The organism is Oceanicola granulosus HTCC2516 (genome assembly GCF_000153305.1).
In the GTDB taxonomy this organism is placed as follows: domain Bacteria; phylum Pseudomonadota; class Alphaproteobacteria; order Rhodobacterales; family Rhodobacteraceae; genus Oceanicola; species Oceanicola granulosus.
Genome location: NZ_CH724108.1, coordinates 186,036 through 207,662, shown reverse-complemented (window position 1 = coordinate 207,662; position 21,627 = coordinate 186,036). Strand labels below are relative to the sequence as shown.

At 71.0% G+C, this 21,627-nt stretch carries 22 protein-coding genes, 2 pseudogenes and 1 riboswitch; of the genes and pseudogenes, 19 read left to right on the top strand and 5 right to left on the bottom strand.

The genetic code is table 11. From position 1 onward, the window contains the following. Positions 1–2: 2 nt before the first annotated feature. Both OG2516_RS13415 and OG2516_RS13410 read right to left on the bottom strand, forming a co-directional pair. A complete protein-coding gene (locus OG2516_RS13415) occupies positions 3–500 on the bottom strand; it encodes a PaaI family thioesterase (RefSeq protein WP_156799382.1) in 498 nt (165 codons plus the stop codon). Beyond that, positions 497–943: a PaaI family thioesterase gene (locus OG2516_RS13410; protein WP_007256237.1), complete on the bottom strand. Its 447-nt coding sequence runs from the start codon at positions 941–943 to the stop codon at positions 497–499. Before OG2516_RS13410 ends, OG2516_RS13415 begins: the two co-directional genes overlap by 4 nt. A 107-nt stretch (positions 944–1,050) precedes the next feature. Between OG2516_RS13410 and OG2516_RS13405 the strand changes: the two genes are divergently transcribed. The 9 genes from OG2516_RS13405 to OG2516_RS13365 all read left to right on the top strand — a co-directional run bounded on the left by OG2516_RS13405 (position 1,051) and on the right by OG2516_RS13365 (position 10,113). Beyond that, positions 1,051–2,196, top strand: a complete 1,146-nt coding sequence (locus tag OG2516_RS13405) for a putative manganese transporter (protein ID WP_007256236.1) — start codon at positions 1,051–1,053, stop codon at positions 2,194–2,196. Positions 2,197–2,254: 58 nt separating this feature from the next. Then, positions 2,255–2,620, top strand: coding sequence for a MerR family transcriptional regulator (locus tag OG2516_RS13400; RefSeq protein WP_040615855.1), 366 nt, complete (start codon positions 2,255–2,257; stop codon positions 2,618–2,620). A 257-nt stretch (positions 2,621–2,877) separates the two neighbouring features. Beyond that, entirely contained in the window at positions 2,878–3,273 is a 396-nt protein-coding gene (locus tag OG2516_RS13395; RefSeq protein ID WP_007256234.1) for a MerR family transcriptional regulator, read from the top strand. Positions 3,274–3,310: 37 nt separating this feature from the next. After that, positions 3,311–5,089, top strand: coding sequence for an acyl-CoA dehydrogenase (locus tag OG2516_RS13390; RefSeq protein ID WP_007256233.1), 1,779 nt, complete (start codon positions 3,311–3,313; stop codon positions 5,087–5,089). A 31-nt stretch (positions 5,090–5,120) separates the two neighbouring features. Next, positions 5,121–5,333 (top strand): hypothetical protein, encoded by a 213-nt coding sequence (locus tag OG2516_RS13385; protein ID WP_007256232.1) that lies wholly within the window; start codon positions 5,121–5,123, stop codon positions 5,331–5,333. 274 nt (positions 5,334–5,607) lie between these two features. Beyond that, positions 5,608–6,243, top strand: coding sequence for a glutathione S-transferase family protein (locus OG2516_RS13380; protein ID WP_007256231.1), 636 nt, complete (start codon positions 5,608–5,610; stop codon positions 6,241–6,243). Next, the gene (locus tag OG2516_RS13375) at positions 6,240–7,451 is read left to right on the top strand and encodes an acetyl-CoA C-acetyltransferase (RefSeq protein ID WP_007256230.1); all 1,212 of its coding nucleotides are present in this window, start codon (positions 6,240–6,242) and stop codon (positions 7,449–7,451) included. The genes OG2516_RS13380 and OG2516_RS13375 overlap by 4 nt, the downstream gene beginning before the upstream one ends. Beyond that, a complete protein-coding gene (locus OG2516_RS13370) occupies positions 7,451–7,921 on the top strand; it encodes a cupin domain-containing protein (protein WP_007256229.1) in 471 nt (156 codons plus the stop codon). The genes OG2516_RS13375 and OG2516_RS13370 overlap by 1 nt, the downstream gene beginning before the upstream one ends. After that, entirely contained in the window at positions 7,918–10,113 is a 2,196-nt protein-coding gene (locus OG2516_RS13365) for a 3-hydroxyacyl-CoA dehydrogenase NAD-binding domain-containing protein (RefSeq protein WP_007256228.1), read from the top strand. Before OG2516_RS13370 ends, OG2516_RS13365 begins: the two co-directional genes overlap by 4 nt. Here the strand turns inward: OG2516_RS13365 and OG2516_RS13360 are convergent. Continuing rightward, positions 10,080–10,757, bottom strand: coding sequence for a sulfotransferase family 2 domain-containing protein (locus tag OG2516_RS13360; RefSeq protein ID WP_007256227.1), 678 nt, complete (start codon positions 10,755–10,757; stop codon positions 10,080–10,082). The genes OG2516_RS13365 and OG2516_RS13360 overlap by 34 nt on opposite strands. 1 nt (position 10,758) lies before the next feature. Beyond that, positions 10,759–11,619: a hypothetical protein gene (locus OG2516_RS13355; protein ID WP_007256226.1), complete on the bottom strand. Its 861-nt coding sequence runs from the start codon at positions 11,617–11,619 to the stop codon at positions 10,759–10,761. A 150-nt stretch (positions 11,620–11,769) separates the two neighbouring features. Here OG2516_RS13355 and miaB point away from each other — a divergent pair, with 150 nt between their 5' ends. From miaB to OG2516_RS13310, 10 genes and pseudogenes are all read left to right on the top strand, one after another. Then, entirely contained in the window at positions 11,770–13,083 is a 1,314-nt protein-coding gene (miaB, locus tag OG2516_RS13350; RefSeq protein ID WP_007256225.1) for a tRNA (N6-isopentenyl adenosine(37)-C2)-methylthiotransferase MiaB, read from the top strand. 239 nt (positions 13,084–13,322) lie between these two features. Then, the gene (locus OG2516_RS13345; protein WP_425357552.1) at positions 13,323–13,880 is read left to right on the top strand and encodes an OmpA family protein; all 558 of its coding nucleotides are present in this window, start codon (positions 13,323–13,325) and stop codon (positions 13,878–13,880) included. Positions 13,881–13,893: 13 nt separating this feature from the next. Further along, positions 13,894–14,193: a hypothetical protein gene (locus OG2516_RS13340; RefSeq protein WP_007256223.1), complete on the top strand. Its 300-nt coding sequence runs from the start codon at positions 13,894–13,896 to the stop codon at positions 14,191–14,193. 147 nt (positions 14,194–14,340) lie between these two features. Next, the gene (locus OG2516_RS13335) at positions 14,341–15,351 is read left to right on the top strand and encodes a PhoH family protein (protein WP_007256222.1); all 1,011 of its coding nucleotides are present in this window, start codon (positions 14,341–14,343) and stop codon (positions 15,349–15,351) included. A 9-nt stretch (positions 15,352–15,360) separates the two neighbouring features. Then, positions 15,361–15,852, top strand: coding sequence for an rRNA maturation RNase YbeY (ybeY, locus tag OG2516_RS13330; protein WP_007256221.1), 492 nt, complete (start codon positions 15,361–15,363; stop codon positions 15,850–15,852). Positions 15,853–15,904: 52 nt separating this feature from the next. After that, positions 15,905–16,810, top strand: coding sequence for a hemolysin family protein (locus OG2516_RS13325; RefSeq protein WP_040615851.1), 906 nt, complete (start codon positions 15,905–15,907; stop codon positions 16,808–16,810). Further along, positions 16,810–18,333, top strand: a complete 1,524-nt coding sequence (gene lnt, locus OG2516_RS13320) for an apolipoprotein N-acyltransferase (RefSeq protein WP_007256219.1) — start codon at positions 16,810–16,812, stop codon at positions 18,331–18,333. Before OG2516_RS13325 ends, lnt begins: the two co-directional genes overlap by 1 nt. An 11-nt stretch (positions 18,334–18,344) precedes the next feature. Further along, positions 18,345–18,393, top strand: a riboswitch (SAM-SAH riboswitch). A 4-nt stretch (positions 18,394–18,397) separates the two neighbouring features. After that, positions 18,398–19,564: a methionine adenosyltransferase gene (metK, locus tag OG2516_RS13315; protein ID WP_007256218.1), complete on the top strand. Its 1,167-nt coding sequence runs from the start codon at positions 18,398–18,400 to the stop codon at positions 19,562–19,564. A 16-nt stretch (positions 19,565–19,580) separates the two neighbouring features. Beyond that, a pseudogene (locus tag OG2516_RS19645) lies at positions 19,581–19,676 on the top strand (AAA family ATPase); the annotation flags it as partial. A 154-nt stretch (positions 19,677–19,830) separates the two neighbouring features. Next, positions 19,831–20,850 carry a hypothetical protein gene (locus OG2516_RS13310; RefSeq protein WP_007256216.1) on the top strand — a complete coding sequence of 340 codons (1,020 nt, stop codon included), beginning with the start codon at positions 19,831–19,833 and terminating at the stop codon, positions 20,848–20,850. 28 nt (positions 20,851–20,878) lie between these two features. Here the strand turns inward: OG2516_RS13310 and OG2516_RS13305 are convergent. Beyond that, positions 20,879–21,627 (bottom strand): annotated as a pseudogene (locus OG2516_RS13305) (hypothetical protein); the annotation flags it as partial.

Here is a 21,627-nt window from a genome sequence, read left to right as displayed (position 1 = left end):
GGTCAATCGCCCGCGGGCGGCGGCATCAGGAAGTGCCCCGTCGCCTGCGCGAAGAGCCGCTCCCGGTTGTCCTGCCAGCCCTCGACATGGACGCTCGCGTAGCGCCGCCCCGAGCGGTTGACCCGGGCGCGGGCGTAGGCGTCGCGCGGCAGGCCGGTGCGCAGGTAGTCGACGGTGAAGTCGATGGTCTTGGGCCAGCGCGGCGGCTCGGGCGGCTCCGGCGGCGGGCCGGTCTCCATGCGCTCCCACATCAGGCTCCAGGCCAGCACCACCAGCGCCGTCGTCTCGAGGAACGCCGCCGTCACGCCGCCGTGGATCGCCGGCAGCGCCGGGTTGCCGATCAGGTGGTCGGCGTAGGGCAGCAGCGCCGTCAGCTCGTCGCCGCGCCGGTCGAAGCGGATGCCGAGGAAGCGGACGTAGGGGCTGTGCGCCACCAGCGCGTCGAGCGCGGCATCGCGGCGCTGCTTGACGACCTGCACCGGCTCCGGACGCGGCCTCACGTCGCCACCTCGCCGCGCAGCCCGTCGACGGTGAAGGCCCCGGCCGCCGTCGCCACCGGCCGCTCCGCGTCACCGTCGCGGGCGACGGCGCGCACGAAGGCGACGGAGCGGGTGATGTGGTAGCATTCGGCCTCGGCGACGATGGTTCGGCCAGGCGTCGCGGCGCGCATGTAGTCGATGCGCAGGTCGAGCGTCGCGGTGCTCCCCGGCCCGCTCGGATGCGCCATCACCGCGGTGCCGCTGCAGGTGTCCATCAGCGCCGACACCGCGCCGCCGTGGATCACGCCGGTCTCCGGGTCGCCGACGAAGCGGGTGTCGTAGGGCATCTCGATCACCGCCGTCCCCGCCCCCAGCGCGGTGAGCTCCATTCCCAGCGCGCGGGCATGGGGCAGCGCCGCGAGGAACTGGCGCGCCAGCGCGAGCTTGTCGGTGTCTTGCGGCATCGCCTACTCCCCGTTTCCGCAGGCCAAGGAACGCACTTGCCAGAGCCGGTGCAAGTGCTATATGTGCAATTGCGAATTATTCGCAATTGCATCGGGGAGCTCTGCAGATGACCGCCACCACCGACCCGACCGTCGCGCTCGCCGCAACCGGCCGCTCCGGGCCGTTCCGGCTCCGCCGGCTGGCGGTGGCGAGCCTGCTGCTGGTGCTGGCCGCGGCGCCCGGCGGCCTCGGCGCGCTGACCCGCGAGCTGATGACCGACGCCTACATCGCCGTCTCCGCCTTCGTCGCGGCGACGCTGCTGCTGTTCTACGGCGCCGAGCGCGTCTTCAACTTCGAGATTGGCGCCAAGCTGCGCACCGCGCGCGGCTGGCAGGTGCCGATGGCCGCCCTGCTCGGCGCGACGCCGGGCTGCGGCGGCGCGGTCGTGGTGGTGGCCGCGTATTCCTCGGGCAACGTCGGCTTCGGCGCGGTGGTGGCGACGCTGACCGCCACCATGGGCGACGCCGCCTTCCTGCTGATCGCCACCCGCCCCGACGCCGCGGCCGTGGTACTGCCGCTGTCCTTCGCCGTGGGCATCGTCTCGGGCTGGCTCATCGACGCCTTCGGCCCGAAGTTCCTCGTGGCCAACCCCAGCGCCGCCTGCGACCTCGCGCCGCGCATCGGCAAGGTCCGCCTGCGCGACTGGGCGTACCTCGCCTGCGCCATGCCCGGCCTCGCCCTCGGCATCGCCCAGCTCGCCGCCGTCGACACCGCCGCGCTCATCGGCGGCGAGACCGAGACCGCCATCGCCCTCACCGGCACCGCCATCGGGCTGTTCATCTGGGCCACCTCGCGCATCGCCGCGATGACCAACGCCGCCGACCACCCCGTCACCCGCATGGCGGAGGAGACGGCGTTCATCTCGGTCTGGGTGATCGGCGCCTTCCTGCTCTACGACTACGCCGTGGCCTACGGCGGGCTCGACCTCGAGGCGATGTTCGCCACCGTCGCCCCGCTGCTGCCGCTGATCGCGATCCTGATCGGCTTCGTGCCGGGCTGCGGCCCGCAGGTGCTGGTCTGCACGCTCTACCTCAACGGCCTCGTGCCCTTCGCGGGCCTGATCGGCAACGCCATCTCCAACGACGGCGACGCGCTGTTCCCCGCCATCGCGCTCAACCCCAGGGCGGCGGTGTGGGCGACGCTGTTCTCCGCCATCCCGGCGTTCATCGTCGCCTACGCCTTCTACTTCCTCGCGCCCGGCTTCATGAACTAGGAACGTTGCGACCGCTTCTGAAGCGTCTTACCTATGGGAAGGGGCATTAGGAGGCAGGATGACTCAACGGCTCAGTTTCAAGGAGATGTGCGAGCGTTTCGACGTCACCCCGAGGACGCTGCGCTACTACGAGTACATCGAACTGCTTTCGCCCGAGCGCGAGGGCCGGTCGCGATTCTACGGCCCGCGCGAGTTCGCGCGGATGACGCTCATCCTGCGCGGGCGCAAGTTCGGCTTCCCGCTCGAGGAGATCCGCCAGTGGCTGCAGATCTACGAGCACGAGGGCACCGAGGCGCAGATGCGCGACTGGATCGTCCGCGCCGACCGCCAGCTCAAGGAGCTGGAGGAGCAGCGGCGCCAGATCGAGGACACGATCCGCGAGCTGAAGGAGCTGCGCGACGAGACCGTCGGCACCCTCGGCTGACGCGAGCGCGCCAGCAACCCGCGCGGGCATGCGCCGCGGCCGCCTCGCGGCTAGCGAGAGATGCGCGCCGACAGCGCCCTTCCGCTAGGGCATAACAAAATTGCCAAGCATTCGACCGGGATTTTCCTGTCGTTTCGTCAATTGACGAGTGACGCCGCGTCGACTTCACGCTCGCGAAAGCTTCGCTTGTGTCGCGCGTCCCGCTTGGTCACTTGCCCTTCCGTAATTCCGCTCACGGACAAGATGAGGCAACGAGAATGACCGAAGACACGATGACGATCCGCGAGATGTGCGACACGTTCGAAGTGACGCCGCGGACGCTTCGCTTCTACGAGGCCAAGGAGCTGCTCGCCCCGATCCGGCAGGGGCAGAAACGGCTGTTCACCCGGCGCGACCGCGCCCGGCTCAAGCTGATCCTGCGCGGCAAGCGCTTCGGCTTCAGCCTCGAGGAGATCCGCCAGCTGCTCGACCTCTACGACGCGGGCGAACGCGAGACCCAGCTCGTGCGCACCTACGAGATCGCCCAGCAGCACCTGCGCGAGATGGAGACGCAGCGTGACGACTTGAACGAAGCGATCCGCGAGCTGAAAGTGCAGCTCGAGTGGGGAGCCCGTGAGCTCGACAAACTGAACGTGAAGCCGGCCGTGGCCTGACGCGCGAGGTCGGCAGGGACAGGAGAGACCTGAACACATGCCGACCTACACGCCGCCCGCCCGCGATCTCGACTTCGTGCTGCACGACCTGCTCAAGGTCGGCAGCCTCGACATCCCCGGCTACGACGAGCTCGACCGCGACACCACACGCGCGATCCTCGACGAATCCGGCAAGCTCGCGGCGGGCGTGCTGGCACCGCTGAACCAGGCCGGCGACGCGGTGGGCTGCACCTTCGAGAACGGCGTCGTGCGCACGCCCCCCGGCTTCGCCGACGCCTACGCCCGGATGCGCGAGGGCGGCTGGATGGGCCTCGACGCCGACCCCGAGTACGGCGGCCAAGGCATGCCCTACCTGATGAATTGCGCCACCGGTGAGATGTTCCTGTCGGCCAACATGGCCTTCAACACCTACCAGGGCCTCACCCACGCGGCCTATTCCACGATCCACGCCCACGGCACCGACGCCCAGAAGACGACGTGGCTGCCCAACATGATCTCGGGCCAATGGTCGGGGACGATGAACCTCACCGAGCCGCAATGCGGCACCGATCTCGGGCTGATCCGCACCAGGGCCGAGCCCGCCGGCGACGGCAGCTACCGGATCACGGGGCAGAAGATCTGGATCTCGGCCGGCGAACACGACCTCACCGAGAACATCGTCCACCTCGTGCTGGCCCGCATCCCCGGCGCGCCCGAGGGGACGCGCGGGCTGTCGCTGTTCATCGTGCCGAAGTTCCTGCTAGACGACGACGGCCGGCCGGGCCCGCGCAACGCGGTGAGCTGCGGCGGGGTCGAGCACAAGATGGGCTTCCACGGCAACGCCACCTGCGTCATCAACCACGACGGCGCCACGGGCTACCTGCTCGGCGAGGAGAACGCCGGCATGCGGGCGATGTTCACGATGATGAACGAGGCCCGCATCGGCGTCGGCCTGCAGGGCGTGGCGCAGGCCGCCGTCGCCTACGAGAACGCCGCCGCCTTCGCCCGCGACCGCCTTCAGGGCCGCGCGCTGGCCGGCGCCGCCGCGCCCGAGCGGCCCGCCGACCCGATCATCGTCCACCCCGACGTGCGCCGCAACCTGATGGACCAGAAGGCCTTCGTCGAGGGCGGACGCGCCTTCCTGCTCTGGGGCGCCTCGCTGATCGACCGCGCCCACCGCGGCCGGGATGCCGACGCCGAGGGGCTGGTCTCGCTGCTCACGCCGGTCATCAAGGGCTTCCTGACCGACAAGGGCTTCGAGACGACCGTGCTCGCCCAGCAGACCTTCGGCGGCGCCGGCTTCGTGCGGGAGACGGGCGTCGAGCAGTTCGTGCGGGACGCGCGGATCACCATGATCTACGAGGGCACCAACGGCGTGCAGGCGCTCGACCTCGTCGGTCGCAAGCTCGGGGCGGGCGGTGGCAAGTACATCATGGCGTACTTCGAGCTGATCAAGACCTGGTGCCGCGAGGCGGCGGGCGACCCCGACTTCGACGCCGCCTTCGTCGAGCCGCTCAAGACGGCGTCCAAGCAGCTCCAGCAGGCGGGCATGTACTTCATGCAGCAAGGCGCGACGGCGCCCGAGAACGCGCTCGCCGGGAGCTACGACTTCCTGCACATGATGGGCCACGTCTCGGTCGGCTTCATGTGGGCGCAGATGGCGCAGGCCGCCCGCGCCGCGCTCGCCGCCGGCGAGGGCGACAGGGCGTTCTACGAGGCGAAGGTCGCGACGGGGCGCTACTACATGGCCCGCCAGCTGCCGATGGTCGCCACTCACCTGGCGCGGATCGAGACCGGGGCCGAGCCGGTGATGGCGCTCGACGCGGAGAGCTTCTAGGCTCTCCCCGACGTCCGATCCCGGAGGAGACATGCCCAAACGCTTCCGCCTGACCCGCCGCTTCCCCGTCGCGATGACCGAGGATGCCTACCGCCGCCTGCGCCGCTTCTCCCGCGAGGCGGGGCTCGACGAGGGCGAGGCGCTGTCGTTCCTGTTCGAGCACTTCGACAGCGTGATCGACGAGGACACGTTCACGCACCGGCTGCGGCTGTTCAACTCGGAGCTGGAGGCGCGGAAACGGTGAGCGGAGCGCGGGCTGAGGCGGACGGCCGTGCATATTTGGGGCCAGATGAAGACCAGGCCATCACCCCGCCCCCGCCCGGCCGAGAACGGCGGGGACGGAGACGGGGCTTCACCTGGCGCGGTCATCGGCTTGCCAGCCTGTACCGCGGGACCCACCCTCGCCGATTAACCTTAACGGGCGGTAAAGAGGCGCGGCGCTATCGCTTCATCTGGCCAAAAATATGCACGGCCGAACGCCCACCCCCTGCCCCGACACTCCAGAAGAAGGCGCACACATGAGACTCCACTGCTTCGGCGAGAGCGGCAACGCCTACAAGGTCGCGCTGATGCTGAACCTGACCGGCGCGGACTGGGAGGCGGTGCCGGTCGGCTTCTTCGGCGGCGCGACCCGTACGCCCGAGTTCCGCGCGCTCAACGCCATGGGCGAGGTGCCGGTGCTCGAGGATGGCGCGGTGACGCTCAGCCAGTCGGGCGCGATCCTCGACTACCTGGCCGAGAAGACCGGCCGCTTCGGCGGGCGCGACGCGGACGCGCGGCGCGAGGTTCTGCGCTGGCTGCTGTTCGACGCGCACAAGCTCTCGGGCCTCGCCGGGCCGCTTCGCTTCAACATGAACTTCCTGCCCGAGGCCAGGCGCAGCGCCGAGATCAACGGCTGGCTCGCCGGCCGGCTCGCGGCGGCGCTCAAGGTGCTGGAGGCGCACCTGGAGGGGCGTGACTGGATCGCGGGGCCGGAGGCCACCCTCGCCGATTTCGCCTGCTGCGGCTATCTCTTCTACGAGGAGCCCTTCACCTTCGCCCGCGCCGAGTGGCCGGCCATCGACGCCTGGCTCGGCCGGCTCGAGGCGCTGCCCGGCTGGGCCCATCCCTATGACCTCATGCCCCGGGCCTTCCCGCCCAAGGAGGAGACATGACCGACGCCTACATCTTCGACGCCATCCGCACCCCCCGCGGCAAGGGCCGGCCCGACGGCAGCCTGCACGAGGTCACCTCGGTGCGGCTCTCGGCACAGGTGCTCGACGCGCTCGCCGCGCGCAACGGGCTCGAGGGCCACGCGGTGGAGGACGTGATCTGGGGCAACGCCACCCAGGTCAAGGAGCAGGGCGGCTGCCTCGCGCGCACCGCGGTGCTGGCCTCGTCGCTCGACCAGCGCATTCCGGGCCTGTCGATCAACCGCTTCTGCGCCTCCGGCCTCGAGGCGGTGAACCTCGCCGCCAACCAGGTCCGCGGCGGCGCCGGCGGCGGCTACATCGCCGGCGGGGTCGAGTGCATGAGCCGGGTGCCGATGGGCTCGGACGGCGCCGCGGTGGCGGTCGATCCGAGCGTGGCGATGGAGCATTACTTCGTGCCCCAGGGCATCAGCGCCGACATCATCGCCACCGAGTACGGCATCAGCCGCGACGACGCCGACCTCTACGCCGTCGAGAGCCAGAAGCGCGCCGCCCGCGCCTGGGAGGAAGGGCGCTTCGCGCGCTCGGTGATGGAGGTGCGCGACGTCAACGGCCTGTCCATCCTCGAGCGCGACGAGACGATCCGTCCGGGCACCGACATGCAGGCGCTCGGCGCGCTGAAGCCCGCCTTCAAGGACCAGGGCGAGGTCATGCCCGGCTTCGACAAGGTCGCCTTGATGAAGTACCCGCATCTCGAGCGCATCAACCACGTCCATCATGCCGGCAATTCCTCGGGCATCGTCGACGGCGCCGCGGGCGTGCTGGTGGGCAGCCGCGAATGGGGCGAGTCGCGCGGGCTGACGCCACGGGCGCGGATCCGGGCCACCGCCAAGATCGGCACCGACCCGACGATCATGCTCACCGGCCCGGTGCCGGTGACCGAGAAGATCCTCGCCGAGGCCGGCATGACGATCGGCGACATCGACCTGTTCGAGGTCAACGAGGCGTTCTCGGCGGTGGTGCTGCGTTTCATGCAGGCCTTCGACGTCGACCACGGCAAGCTCAACGTCAACGGCGGCGCCATCGCCATGGGCCACCCGCTCGGCGCGTCGGGCGCAATCATCCTCGGCACGCTGCTCGACGAGCTCGAGCGCACCGGCCAGCAGACCGGCCTCGCCACCCTCTGCGTCGCCTCCGGCATGGGCGCCGCCACCATCGTGGAGCGGGTCTGATGACCGTGATCCGCAAGGGCAGCGTCGAGACGGTGCGCCACGAGTCGCGCTACCCCGCGCCCCACACCCTGCCCGGCCACCTGGAATGGGAGCCGCTGTCGGATGCCGGCGGGCTGACCCAGTTCGGCGCCGCCCACGAGACGCTGCTGCCCGGCACCCAGTCGAGCCTGATGCACTGGGAGAGCGACGAGGACGAGTTCCTCTACATGCTCGAAGGCCGGCTTACCGTGATCGAGGACGGCGCACAGACCGAGATCGGCCCCGGCGACGCCTGCGCCTGGAAGGCCGGCGTCGCCGTCGGTCACTGCCTGCGCAACGACAGCGACGCGCCGGCCCGCTACCTGATCGTCGGCAGCCGCCGGCGCGAGACCAACGTCGCCACCTATCCCGGCCTCGACCTGCTGGCGACGCCCGAGGGCTTCACCCGGCTCGACGGCACGCCCTACCCGAAGAAGGACACGAGCTCATGACCGACTTCCGCATCGAGCGCGACGGCGACGTCGCGGTGATCGTCTGGGACGCCGAGGGGCGGTCGATGAACGTGATGACCCGCGACGCCTTCGCCGCGCTCGACCGGCTGGTCGACGAGGCGCTGGCCGACGACGGGGTGCGCGGCATCGTCATCACCAGCGCCAAGAAGGACTTTGCCGGCGGCATGGATCTCGGCGTGCTGGCGAGCGTGCGCGACCAGGCCGGCGAGGCGCCGGCGCAGGCGCTGTTCGACTTCACGATGTCGGGCCACGCGGTGCTGCGCAAGATCGAGCGCGCCGGCATGGACCCCAAGACAAACAAGGGCGGCAAGCCCGTCGCCTGCGCCCTGCCCGGGACCGCCGCCGGGATCGGCACCGAGATCGCGCTCGCCTGTCACCGCCGGTTCATGGCCGAGGGCAAGGGCAAGGTCGGCCTGCCCGAGATCAAGGTCGGCCTGTTCCCCGGCGCCGGCGGCACCACGCGCTACTCGCGCATGGTCGGCGCGATGGCGGCGGCGCCGGTGCTGCTCGAGGGGCGGATGCTCGACGCCAAGGCGGCCAAGGCGGCGCAGCTGGTGGACGAGGTGGTGCCGGCCGACGCGCTGCTCGAGCGGGCCAAGGCCTGGGTGCGCGAGGCCGGCGACGGCGACATCGTCAAGCCGTGGGACCAGAAGGGCTGGAAGATGCCCGGCGGCGCGCCCTACCACCCGGCCGGCTTCATGACCTTCGTCGGCGCCAGCGCGATGGTGAACCACCAGACCCAGGGCGTGTACCCCGCCGCAAAGGCGCTGCTCTCGGCGATCTACGAGGGCGCGCAGGTGCCCTTCGACACCGCTTTGCGGGTCGAGGCGCGCTGGTTCACCAAGGTGCTGATGGACCCGACCTCGAGCGCGATGATCCGCGCGCTGTTCCTCGACAAGCAGGCGCTCGAGAAGGGCGCCAACCGGCCCAAGGCGCCCGATCAGAGCGTGCAGCGGCTGGGCGTGCTCGGTGCCGGGATGATGGGCGCGGGGATCGCGCTGGTCGCGGCGCAGGCCGGGATCGAAGTGGTGCTGCTCGACCAGAGCCGGGAGGCCGCGGAGAAGGGCAAGGCCTACAGCCAGAGCTATGCCGAGAAGGGCGCCAAGCGCGGCAAGACCACGCCCGAGGCCGCCGAGGCGATGCTGGCGCGGATCACGCCGACCGACCGGGTCGAGGACCTCGCGGGCTGCGACCTGATCGTCGAGGCGGTGTTCGAGGACCCGAAGGTGAAGGCCGAGATCACCGCCCGCGTCGAGGCGGTGATCGGCGAGGACTGCATCTTCGCCACCAACACCTCGACCCTGCCGATCACCGGCCTGGCCAAGGCCAGCGCGCGGCCCGAGCAATTCATCGGCATCCACTTCTTCTCGCCGGTGGAAAAGATGATGCTGGTCGAGATCATCAAGGGCCGCGAGACCGGGGACCGGGCGGTGGCCAAGGCGCTCGACTTCGTGCGCCAGATCCGCAAGACGCCGATCGTGGTCAACGACGCGCGGTTCTTCTACGCCAACCGCTGCATCATCCCCTACCTCAACGAGGGCGCGCGGATGGTGACCGAGGGGGTGCCGCCGGCGCTGGTGGAGAACGCCGCCAAGCTGCTCGGCTTCCCGCTCGGCCCGCTGCAGCTGATCGACGAGACCTCGATCGACCTGGCGGTGAAGATCTCGGCCGCCACCCGCGCCGCGATGGGCGACGCCTACCCCGCCGACATGGCGCCGGTGGACGACCTCATGGCGTGGCTCGCCGGCGAGGGCCGGCTCGGGCGCAAGGCGAGGGCGGGCTTCTATGCCTACGACGACGCCGGCAAGCGCACTGGGCTCTGGCCCGGCCTCGCCGAGCGGCACCCGCCCGCGGCCGAGGCCGAGCTGCTCGACGTCCAGCACCGGCTGCTCTTCGCGCAGGTGCTCGAGGCGGTGAAGGCGCTCGAGGAGGGCGTGCTCACCGACATCCGCGAGGGCGACGTGGGCGCGATCCTCGGCTGGGGCTTCGCGCCGTGGTCGGGCGGGCCGTTCTCCTGGCTCGACATGGTCGGCGCGCCCTGGGCGGCGGAGCGTTGCGACCAGCTCGCGGCGGCCTACGGCGAGCGCTTCGCCTGCCCGGCGCTGCTGCGCGAGATGGCCGAGAGCGGCGCGCGCTTCTACGACCGCTTCGGAGCCGCCGACGCGGCCTGATCGAAGCGGTAGCCGAAGCGGGCGATGTCGGCGGCGCAGAGCTCGCCGACGAGCGCGGCGTCGGCGTCAGAGTAGAGCGGCCGCCAGTCGCGCGGCCGCGCGCTGGCGTTGGCGCGGGGCATGTCGAGCAGGAAGCCGAGATGCGCCTCGAGCGGCGCGGCATCCTCGGCGAGGTGTTCGAGCCGGAGGAACAGGTCGGCCCGCTCCCGCCCGGCGCCGTCGGTGACGTAGCTGCCATAGGGCGCGGCGGCGATGGAGCGGCGGGTGTGGTCGGCGTTGAGGAAGCCGGAGAAGTCGTGCGCGGCGGCGAGCCGCACCGCGGGGTGATCGAAGCTCTGCGCGCGCAGCCAGTGGTAATAGCTCACCAGCCGGTCCCACGGGTTGCGCACCAGCGTGAAGACGAACAGTTCGTCCAGCTCGGCGCGGGTGTAGAGCCCCTCGGCGTCGGCCAGCGTGGCGTGCTTCCACAGCCGCCCTGCCGTCCTCACCCCCGCCAACCGCCTCTTGCGCCGCCGCGCCTTGGGCGTGTCGCCCACGAGCACATCGTCCGCCATCGCCCGCGCCTCGAGCGCCAGCGCCATCGCGGTGCCGCCGGTCTTGGGGATGTGCACGAACAGGTAGCGCCGCCCGCGTGACAGGATCATCTCAGAACCACTGCCCCGGCTCCATCAGCCCGAGATCGAGGAGCTGCTGGGAGTGCCAGTCGAAGCGGATCGAGTTGTGCCACCAGAAGGTCGGGATGTCGAAGGTCGAGCCCGGGTTGCGCTTGAGCGCCTTGGCGGTGCGGAAGGAGCAGACGGCGGCCGTCAGGCTGTGGTGCCACGGGCAGGCGTAGGTGTTGTACTCGGGGATGTTGAACGTGTGGTCCTCGTCGAGCTTCAGCCCCTTGGCGGCGCGGAACAGCGCCACCCGGTCGATCCGGCGGCGCACCGGCGGCACGTGCTCCTCGAAGCGCCAGCGCAGGCCCCCGAAGAAATCCATCTGCCGCTCGATGTCGTTGTTCCACCGGTCGCGCCGCACCAGCGCGTAGTAGCCCGACTTGTCGAGGTGGGCGTTCTCGATGGACACCGCGCCGGGATGGGCGGCGAGATCGGCGGCGTAGAGGTCGACCACGTAGCACATCGCCGTGTCGCGCCGCTCCTCGGTGACGAAGGTCGTCGCCTCGCCGACGGTGCGGTATTCGCAGAACGGGTAGAACAGGTACTCGGCGTTGTAGCCGTAGTAGAACCACGTCCCCACCGGCGCGGCGGCGATGACCGGGTTGACGATGTTGGTCAGCGCCCGGTCCTCGAGCGTGTCGTGATCGACCCGGTGGATGCGCGCCGCGAGATCGTCGGGCACCTCGAGCCCGGGCGGCGCGAACAGCACCACCGAACGGAAGCCGCGCGCGAGGTGGTGGCGTAGGGTGCTCGCCACCTCGACCTCGTCCTCGGCGATCAGCAGCGCCACCGGCCCGCGGGCGAGCGCGTCGGAGGCGAGCAGCGATCTGAGGTCGGCGTGGCGCATGTCCGCTCCTGTCCGTCGGGCCGCGAAGCTGCCGCCGAATGGCGGCGCTGGCAACCCGCTGCCCCGTCCTCGCGCATTTTCGTCGCCATCGCGTGAACGGCGCGTCGCACCAGTTCCCAGCCTGCGCGAACTCTGCTAAGGCCCGCGCCCATGACCGATCATGCCCCCAAGAAGCTGTTCATCAAGACCTACGGCTGCCAGATGAACGTCTACGACAGCGAGCGCATGGCCGAGGCCCTGGGCGGGCGCGGCTATGTCGAGACGCAGGTCGCCGAAGAGGCGGACATGATCCTGCTCAACACCTGCCACATCCGCGAGAAGGCGGCGGAGAAGGTCTATTCCGAGCTCGGCCGGCTGAAGCCGCTCAAGGCGGAAAAGCCCGACCTGAAGATCGGCGTCGCCGGCTGCGTCGCCCAGGCCGAGGGTGAGGAGATCATGCGCCGCCAGCCGCTGGTCGACCTGGTGGTCGGCCCGCAGAGCTACCACCGGCTGCCGGCGATGGACGCCGCGCTCGCCACCGGGGGCAAGGCGCTCGACACCGATTTCCCCGCCGAGGACAAGTTCAGTGGCCTCGCCGCTCGGCCCAGGGCGCAGCGCGGGCCCACCGCCTTCCTGACCGTGCAGGAGGGCTGCGACAAGTTCTGCGCCTTCTGCGTCGTCCCCTACACCCGCGGCGCCGAGGTCTCGCGGCCCGCCGAGCGGGTCGTCGACGAGGCGCGGGCGCTGGTCGAGGCGGGGGTGCGCGAGATCACCCTGCTGGGCCAGAACGTCAACGCCTACCACGGCCACGAGGGCGGCCTCGCCGGGCTCGTGCGCACGCTGGCCGCGATCGACGGGCTCGAGCGGATCCGCTACACCACCAGCCACCCCAACGACATGGACGACGCGCTGATCGCGGCGCACGGCGACTGCCCCGAGCTGATGCCCTACCTGCACCTGCCGGTGCAGTCGGGCTCGGACCGCATCCTGAAGGCAATGAACCGCAAGCACACCGCCGAAGCCTACCTGCGGCTGATCGAACGGCTGCGCGACGCCCGCCCCGACCTGGCGCTGTCGGGCGACTTCATCGTCGGCTTCCCCGGCGAGACCGAGGCCGACTTCGCCGACACGATGGGCCTGGTCGAGGCGGTGGGCTACGCGCAGGCCTACTCGTTCAAGTACTCCACCCGCCCCGGCACCCCGGCGGCGGAGAAGCCGCAGCTGCCCGGGGACGTCATGTCCGATCGGCTCGCCCGCCTGCAGGCGCTGCTCAAGGCGCAGCAGACCGCCGCACAGGAGGCGATGGTGGGCCGCGAGGTGGGCGTGCTGTTCGAGAAGCCGGGCCGGCTGCCGGGGCAGATGGTCGGCAGGTCCGACCACCTCTGCGCCGTCCACGTGGAGGCGCCGGAGGCGCTGAAGGGCGAGATCGCACGGGTCAGAATCACCGCCTCCGCGCCGAATTCGCTGGCCGGCACGCTGGCCTGACGGCACGGCCGGGGCCGGCACGCGACTTCGCCGCGCTTAACCATTTCGCCTCGCGGGCGCGCCAAAGCCACCAGATGCTCCCGGCTGTTTCCGCATCTTCCACAATATGTGGCGGAAACGCCTTCCATTGTGGCAAAATTTTGCTAAGCTTTTTAACGTTATGCGACGCAAGTCGGCTGGCTGACGCCGCTGCCCGAGACGGCCGGTCCAGCAGGGGAATCAAGACAGAGGACGTAGCATTGGCCAAACTTAAATTCGGACAGGCCGTGACGGCGCTGGGGGCGTTCGCGTCGGCCATCGTGGTCGGCATTTCGCTGACCGGCACGCCGGCGGACGCGCAGGAGATTTACCGCCCCGGCATCTGGATCGACCCCGACGGGTGCGAGCACTGGGCGATGGACGACGGTGCCGAGGGCTACATGAGCCCCCACCGCACCCGCGACGGCCGCCCGGTCTGCCACCGCAGCGAGATCTGCGGCGTGATGCCCAACGAGCAGCTCTTCGCCACCGACAGCTACCGGATCAGCCATGCCAACAAGCAGCGGCTGGCCCAGTTCTTCCAGCAGGCCAACGCCTTCGGCTACCTGATCTACGGCCACACCGACGAGCGCGCCTCCTACGAGTACAACGTGCGTCTCAGCGAGAACCGCGCCCGCGCGGTCGCCGAGGTCGCCGCCTCCGTCGGGGCCCGCATCGTCGACGTGAAGGGCTTCAGCGAGTCGCAGCCCCGCGCCGAGGGCAGCAACCCGGCCGCCTGGCAGCAGAACCGGCGCGTCGAAATCTACTGCCTGCGCTGAGAGGATCGAAGCGATGAACAAGTTCAAGGTACTCGGCCTCCTGGCCCTCGGCACCGCCGCCACGGCCTGCAGCCCGGTCGGCCCCGACAAGTCGTTCGACCGCGGCATCAACAGCCATGACCTGTCAACCATGGTCGCCGGCGTCTGGGTCGACCCGGAAGGCTGCGATCACTGGATCATCGACGACGGCGTCGAGGGCTACCTCTCCGAGCGGCTCCAGCCCGACGGGACCCCGGTCTGCTCCGGCGTCGCGGCCCCGACCACGGTCGTCGGCCCGTTCAAGAGCGGCTCGCCGATCCCGGACCCGCTCTGACGCCTCCGGCAGCGTCTCAAGTCCCAAAGAGGCCGCGGCATTGCCCGCGGCCTTTTTCGTGACATTTCCTCCGATGGGCTCCACGCGCCTTGCGCCGCTCTGCGCGAGTTGCGAACATGACCCGAGGCCCGAGAGCAGGAGAACCTATTGGCCACCACCACTCTGCCCCCGTCCGCCGCCCCGCCGCTTGCCGAGACGGTGCTCGAGTTTCCCGACAACTACCTGCTGATCGACCTTTGCGGCGAATACGACCGCAATCTCACCGACATAGAGGAACGTCTCGCGGTGCAGATCCTGCGCCGGGGCAACCAGCTCTCGGTGCTGGGCGACCCCGACTCGCGCGCCCGCGCCGCGGAGATCCTGCAGGCGCTCTACAACCGGCTCGAGTCGGGCAAGGGCGTCGAGCCCGCCGACATCGAGCGCGAGGTCCGCATGGGTCCCGCCGCCGAGCCCGCCGCCGACCCGGGCGGCGAGGAGCAGATCGAGATGTTCCAGGGCGGCCCCGTCGAGATCAAGACCCGCAAGAAGCTGGTCGAGCCGCGCACCGACGCCCAGAAGGCCTACGTCAAGTCGCTGTTCGACAACGAGCTCGCCTTCGGCATCGGCCCCGCCGGCACCGGCAAGACCTACCTCGCCGTCGCCGTCGGGGTGAACATGTTCATGCAGGGCCAGGTCGACCGGATCATCCTGTCGCGCCCCGCCGTGGAGGCGGGCGAGAAGCTCGGCTACCTGCCGGGCGACATGAAGGACAAGGTCGATCCGTACATGCAGCCGCTCTACGATGCGCTGAACGACTTCCTGCCGGGCAAGCAGGCGGCGAAGCTCATGGAGGAGAAGCAGATCGAGATCGCGCCCCTCGCCTTCATGCGGGGCCGCACCCTGAGCCGCGCCTTCGTGGTGCTCGACGAGGCGCAGAACGCGACGACGATGCAGATGAAGATGTTTCTCACCCGCCTCGGCGAGGGCTCGCGGATGGTCATCACCGGCGACCGCTCGCAGGTCGACCTGCCGCGCGGGGTGTCGTCGGGGCTGGCCGACGCGGAGCGGCTGCTCAAGCACATCCCGAAGATCAGCTTCAACTACTTCACCTCCAAGGACGTGGTCCGCCATCCGCTCGTGGCGGCGATCATCGAAGCCTACGATGCCGACGAGGCCTGAGACCGTCCGATGAGCGTCGATGTCATCGTCGAGGAGGCGCGCTGGGAGGCCGTCGGGCTGGCCGCGCTGGCCGAGCCCGCCGTGGCCGCGACGCTGGAGCGGCTCGGCCTCGACCCGGACCTCTACGAGGTGACGCTGCTGGGCTGCGACGACGCCCGCATCGCGGCGCTCAACGGCGACTTCCGCGGCAAGCCCGCGCCGACCAACGTGCTGTCGTGGCCCTCCGAGGAGCGCGGCGCGCGCATCGCCGGCGAAACTCCGCTGCCGCCGGAGCCGACCGACCCCGAGCTCGGCGACATCGCCATCGCCTACGAGACCTGCGCGCGCGAAGCCTCGGAGGCCGGCAAGCCCTTGGAAACCCACGCGACCCACCTGATCGTGCACGGCACCCTGCACCTGCTGGGCTACGATCACGAACGCGACGGCGATGCCACGCTCATGGAAGGTCTCGAGGTGGAGATACTTGGCAAACTCGGTCTGCCGGACCCATATGGTATGTGAAACGAAGCGGCGCGCGGTGTTCGATCCGCGCCCCGCACAATGGTAGGAGACGATGTCAGATACTGCTGAGGGCTCGCAAGCGGCTGCGCAGCGCGCGCAACCCGGCCCGGCGGACGAAGCGCCGCAACCCGACCCGCCCCGCGGGTTCTTCACGAGGATATTCGACGCCTTGAGCCCGGCCGACGAAGACCACGCCGACGCGCCGAGCAACGGTGCCAGCGAACCCGCGGCCGCGACCGCGCTGCTGGGCATGGCCAACCTGCGCCGGATGCGCGTCGAGGAGGTATCGATCCCGCAGGCCGACATCGTTGCCGTGCCGGTGACCACGACGAAGGACGAGCTCGTCTCGGTGTTCCGCGAGAGCGGCATGACCCGGCTGCCGGTCTTCGACGGCACGCTCGACACCCCCGTCGGCTTCGTCAACCTCAAAGACTTCGCCCTCAAGCACGGCTTCAACGGCAACGGGCACGAGTTCGACATCCGCCCAATCCTGCGCCCGCTGCTCTACGTGCCGCCCTCGATGCCGCTGGGCGTGCTGCTGCAGAAGATGCAGGCCGAGCGCATCCACATGGCGCTGGTGATCGACGAGTACGGCGGCACCGACGGGCTCGTGACGATCGAGGACCTGCTCGAGCAGGTGGTCGGCGACATCGAGGACGAGCACGATGTCGAGGAGGCCCGGACCTGGTCGCGCGAGCGCCCCGGCGTCTATCTCGCCCGCGCCAAGACGCCGCTGGACGAATTCGAGGCCGCGATCGGGATACCCCTGACCGATCACGAGGAGATCGACGAGGAGGAGATCGACACGCTCGGCGGCCTCGTCTTCATGCTGGCCGGCCACGTCCCCGCACGCGGCGAGATCGTGCCGCACCCGGCCGGGCCGGAGTTCGAGGTGATCGAGGCCGACCCGCGCCGGATCAAGCGGCTGCGGGTGCGGTTGCCGACGGCGGAGCACTGATGATCCAAGCCATCGCGGCCCGGCGCGCCGACCGCGCCCGGACCTGGCTTGCGCCGCTGGCGCTCGGCGGCGCGGCGTCGCTCGGCCAGGTGCCGTTCGGCCTCTGGCCGCTGACGCTGCTGGCGCTGGCCGGCATCCTCCATCTCGGCCTCACCGCCCCCACCACCCGCGCCGCGCTGATCCGCGGCTGGATGGCGGGCTTCGGCTACCTGCTGGTGGGCCTGCACTGGCTGGTCGAGCCGTTCATGGTCGACGCCGCGCGCGACGGCTGGATGGCGCCGTTCGCGCTGGTGCTGCTGTCGGGGAGCCTCGCGCTCTACTGGGGCGTCGCCTTCCTCGCGGCACGCTTCGGCGTCTTCGCGCTGGCGGCGGCCGTCACGGCGGCCGAGTACGCGCGCGGGCTGCTGTTCACCGGCTTTCCATGGGGCCTGCCCGGCCACGTCTGGATCGACACGCCCGTCGCCCAGCTCGCCCGCCTCGCCGGGCCGCACGGGCTGACGCTGCTGACCCTGTTCCTCGCCGCCCTGCCCCTCGCCCTGCCCCGCCATCTGCCCCGCTACGCGCCGCCCCTCGTCGCGGCGCTCGCCGTCGCCGCGGTCTACGGCGCCAGCGCGCTCTGGTCGTCGGCCACCCCCGCGCCCCGCGCCGGGGCGGACGCGCCGCTGGTGCGCATCGTCCAGCCCAACGCGCCGCAGGACGAGAAATGGCAGCCCGGCAAGGCCGACCTGTTCTTCCGCCGGGCGCTCGACCTGACCGCCGAGGACGCGGCCCGCCCCGACCTTGTCGTCTGGCCCGAGACCTCGGTGCCCTATTTCTACGAGTACGCTCCCGAGGCGCTGGAGCAGGTCGCGGACGCCGCCGGCGGCGCGCCCGCCGTGGTTGGCATCCAGCGCTACGAGAACCCGCGCTACTTCAACTCGATGATCCTCGTCGGCCCCGACGGCGCGGCGCAGTCGATCTACGACAAGGCCCACCTCGTGCCCTGGGGCGAATACGTCCCCTTCGCCGACCTGCTCGGCCGCTTCGGCATCCACGGCCTCGCCGCGCAGGACGGCGGCGGCTACACTCCCGGCGAGGCGGGCGACCAGATCGTCATTCCCGGCATCGGCAACGCGCTGCCGCTGATCTGCTACGAGGGCATCTTCGCCGCCGAGATCAACGCCGCCGATCCGCGCCCGCGCCTGCTGCTGCTCATCACGAACGACGCCTGGTTCGGCGAGTTCGCCGGCCCGCAGCAGCACTTCGCCCAGGCCCGCCTGCGGGCCATCGAGCAGGGCCTGCCGATGGTGCGCGCCGCCAATACCGGCATCTCCGGCCTCATCGACGCGCGCGGCGGCGTGCTCGAGACGATCCCGCTCGGCGTGGCCGAGGCGCGCGACGTGGCCCTGCCCCCGGCCGCCGCGCCGACGCTCTACACGATCGTCGGCGACTGGCTCGCCCTCGGCGTCATTGCCGCCACGCTCCTGCTCGGTCTGCTGCGCCGCCGCCGGTGGCGGCTTGACCCGGCCGACGCCGCGGCATAGGCGCGTAACGTTCGCTGTCACAACGGCTTCCTGGCGTGGCGGTAAGATCCCAATGGAGCGTCAAATGTCCCGAAACAACTACACCTTCACCTCCGAGAGCGTCTCGGAGGGCCACCCGGACAAGGTCTGCGATCGCATTTCCGACGCCGTGCTCGACACCTTCCTCGCCGAGGAAGCCAACGCCCGCGTCGCCTGCGAGACCATGGCGACGACGGGCATGGTGGTGATCGGCGGCGAGGTCGGCCTGTCCGACACGGAGCGGCTGAAGTCCTTCATGGGCAACATCAGCCAGATCGCGCGCGACTGCATCCGCGACATCGGATACGAGCAGGACAAGTTCCACTGGAACACCTGCCACGTGCTCAACTTCCTGCACCAGCAGTCGGCCCATATTGCCAAGGGCGTCGACAAGGACGGGGCCGGCGACCAGGGGATCATGTTCGGCTACGCCGTCGACGAGACGCCCGACCTGATGCCCGCGCCGATCCAGTACAGCCACGCGATCCTGCGCCGCCTCGCCGAGGCCCGCAAGAGCGGCGCCGAGCCCACGCTGCGGCCCGACGCCAAGAGCCAGCTGTCGGTGCGCTACGAGGACGGCAAGCCCGTCGAGGTGACGTCGATCGTGCTGTCGACCCAGCACGCCAGCGAGGCGCAATCCTCCGACGACATCCGCGCCATCGTCGAGCCCTACATCCGCGAGGTGCTCCCGGCCGACTGGCTGACCGACAACACCGAGTGGTGGGTGAACCCGACCGGCACCTTCGTCATCGGCGGGCCCGACGGCGATGCCGGGCTGACCGGGCGCAAGATCATCGTCGACACCTACGGCGGGGCCGCCCCGCACGGCGGCGGGGCCTTCTCCGGCAAGGATCCGACCAAGGTCGACCGCTCCGCCGCCTACGTCGCGCGCTACCTCGCCAAGAACGTGGTCGCCTCGGGCATGGCCCGGCGCTGCACGCTGCAGCTCTCCTACGCCATCGGCGTCGCCAAGCCGCTGTCGATCTACGTCGACACCCACGGCACCGGCGAGATCGAGGACGCGGCCATCGAGCGGGCGATCCCGCAGATCATCGACCTCACCCCGCGCGGCATCCGCGAGCACCTGCAGCTCAACCGCCCGATCTACCAGCGCACCGCCGCCTACGGCCATTTCGGCCGCGAGCCCGAGGCCGACGGCGGTTTCTCCTGGGAGAAGACCGACCTCGCCGAGGCGCTGAAGAAGGCCGTCTGAAGCGGCTCGGCTCCCGATGGAGCGGATCATGATCATCGGCGGGCCGGGGTCGGGCAAATCGACCCTGGCCCGTGCGCCCGGCACGCGGACCGGGCTGCCGGGGATCCACATCGGCCCTCCTGATGGCGCGCTCCACCCGACGAGCGGGGCCGAGATCGCCGCCTTCCTCGCCCGAGTCCGGGCGTGAGAGCGGCGCGCGCGCCCTGTCAATCCCGGCGGGCCTGTCCTATCAACGGAGAGATCCTGGAGGCAGAGCAGCCCGCCCGATGACGGCACTGACGAGATATGCCCGGCTCGAGAGCACCGGGCTGTGGCGGCCCGATCCCGAGGCCCAGCGGCGCGACGTGATCGTGTCGTTCGGCGACGCGACGCTCGTGCTCTCCGACGTGCAGGGCCGTCCCCTCACCCACTGGTCGCTGCCCGCCATCGAGCGGCTCAACCCCGGCGAGACGCCGCCGCTCTACGGGCCCGACCCGGACGGGCTGGAGAGCCTCGAGGTCGAGGACAGCGACATGGTGCAGGCGCTGGAGACGATCCGGCGCACCGTCGCCCGCGCGCGGCCGCGGCCCTACCGGCTGCGGCTGCTCGGCGTCGCCGCCTCGGTCGCGCTGGTGGGCGCGCTCGGGGTGTTCTGGCTGCCCAACGCGCTGATCTCGCAGTCGCTCTCGGCGGTGCCCGCCGTCAAGCGGACCGAGATCGGGGCCAAGCTGCTCGGCCACATCCAGCGCCTGACCGGCCCGAGCTGCCGCTCGCCGGCCGGGGTCGAGGCGCTGGCCAAGCTCGGGGCGCGGGTGTTCGGGCCGGACGCGGGCGGCCAGATCGTGGTGCTGCCGACGCAGGCCTTCGACGCGCTCTACCTGCCCGGCGGGATCATCGCGGTGAGCCGCGCCCTCGTGGAGGAGCACGAGGACCCGGCGGTCGTCGCGGGCCACGTGCTCGCCACCGCGGCGCAGGTGCAGCAGCGCGACCCGCTCGAGGCGGTGCTGCGCGACGCCGGGCTGCGCGCCACCTTCCGCCTCTACACCACCGGCGACGTCCCCACTGCCGCGCTCGTCCAACCCGCCGAGCGGCTGCTCGCCGCGCCGCCGCCGCCGCCGCCGGCCGAGGTTCTGGTGCCGCTCTTCGCGGCCGCCGAGATCGCGACCTCGCCCTACGCCTACGCGCGCGACGAGACCGGCGAGGAGACGCTGGAACTGATCGAGGCCGATCCCATGGCGGGCCGCCAGCCGCCGCTGATCCTGTCGGATGCGGACTGGATCGGGCTGCAGGGCATCTGCGGCCCCTGAGGGCGGTCGAACCGCCCGTCCCGGGGGCTCAGCGGAGGGCCGCGTAGCCCGCGCCGCCGACGAGGGCGAAGCCCGTCGCCGCGCGCGGCGCGGGGACGGCACCGCTCGTGAGGTAGGACGTGCCGCGGACGAGACCGCGGGCGGGATTGATGCGCCCGTCGTCCCAGACCCGCTCGTAGCCCGGGGGCGGGCTCGGGATCGTCGTGGTGACGGCGTTGGAGGCCGGGACCGGCTCGCGGAAGACAATGCGGCCGGAGGTCGAGAGGGTGGCGTCGGCGGCGCGGGCGGCGACGAGGGCGGAGCGGTACTCGCCGATCCCCTGCACCTGCGGACCGCAACGCACCGGGCGGCCCGAGGCGCCGAGGTATTGCTGCGCCAGCGGGCTGACGTTGCTGCAGCCCGGCGAGGCGGTGACGGTGCTGTCGACGGCCGTCCCGGCGGCCACCGGCGCGGCGGCGGCGCGGACGGTGCGCGGACCGGAGACCGGCGCCGGGCCGGGGGCGATGATGCGCGGCGCGCTGGCGACGGTGGTGGTGGCCGGCGGAGCGGGCTGTGCGGGGCAGACGACGGGCTCGCCGGTGGCCTGGTTGACGTAGGCGATGCCGGTTTCGGCGATCCAGCGGCAGACCTGGCTGCGCGAGGCGCGGATCGGGCCGGATCCGGCGACGGGCGCCTCGGTCGTGGCGGTGGCGCGCGCGATGCGCACCGGCGCGGCGGGCGCGGCGGCGGCGGGCGGGGTGACGCTGGCGACCCGCGCCTCGCCGCCGCCGCAATCGA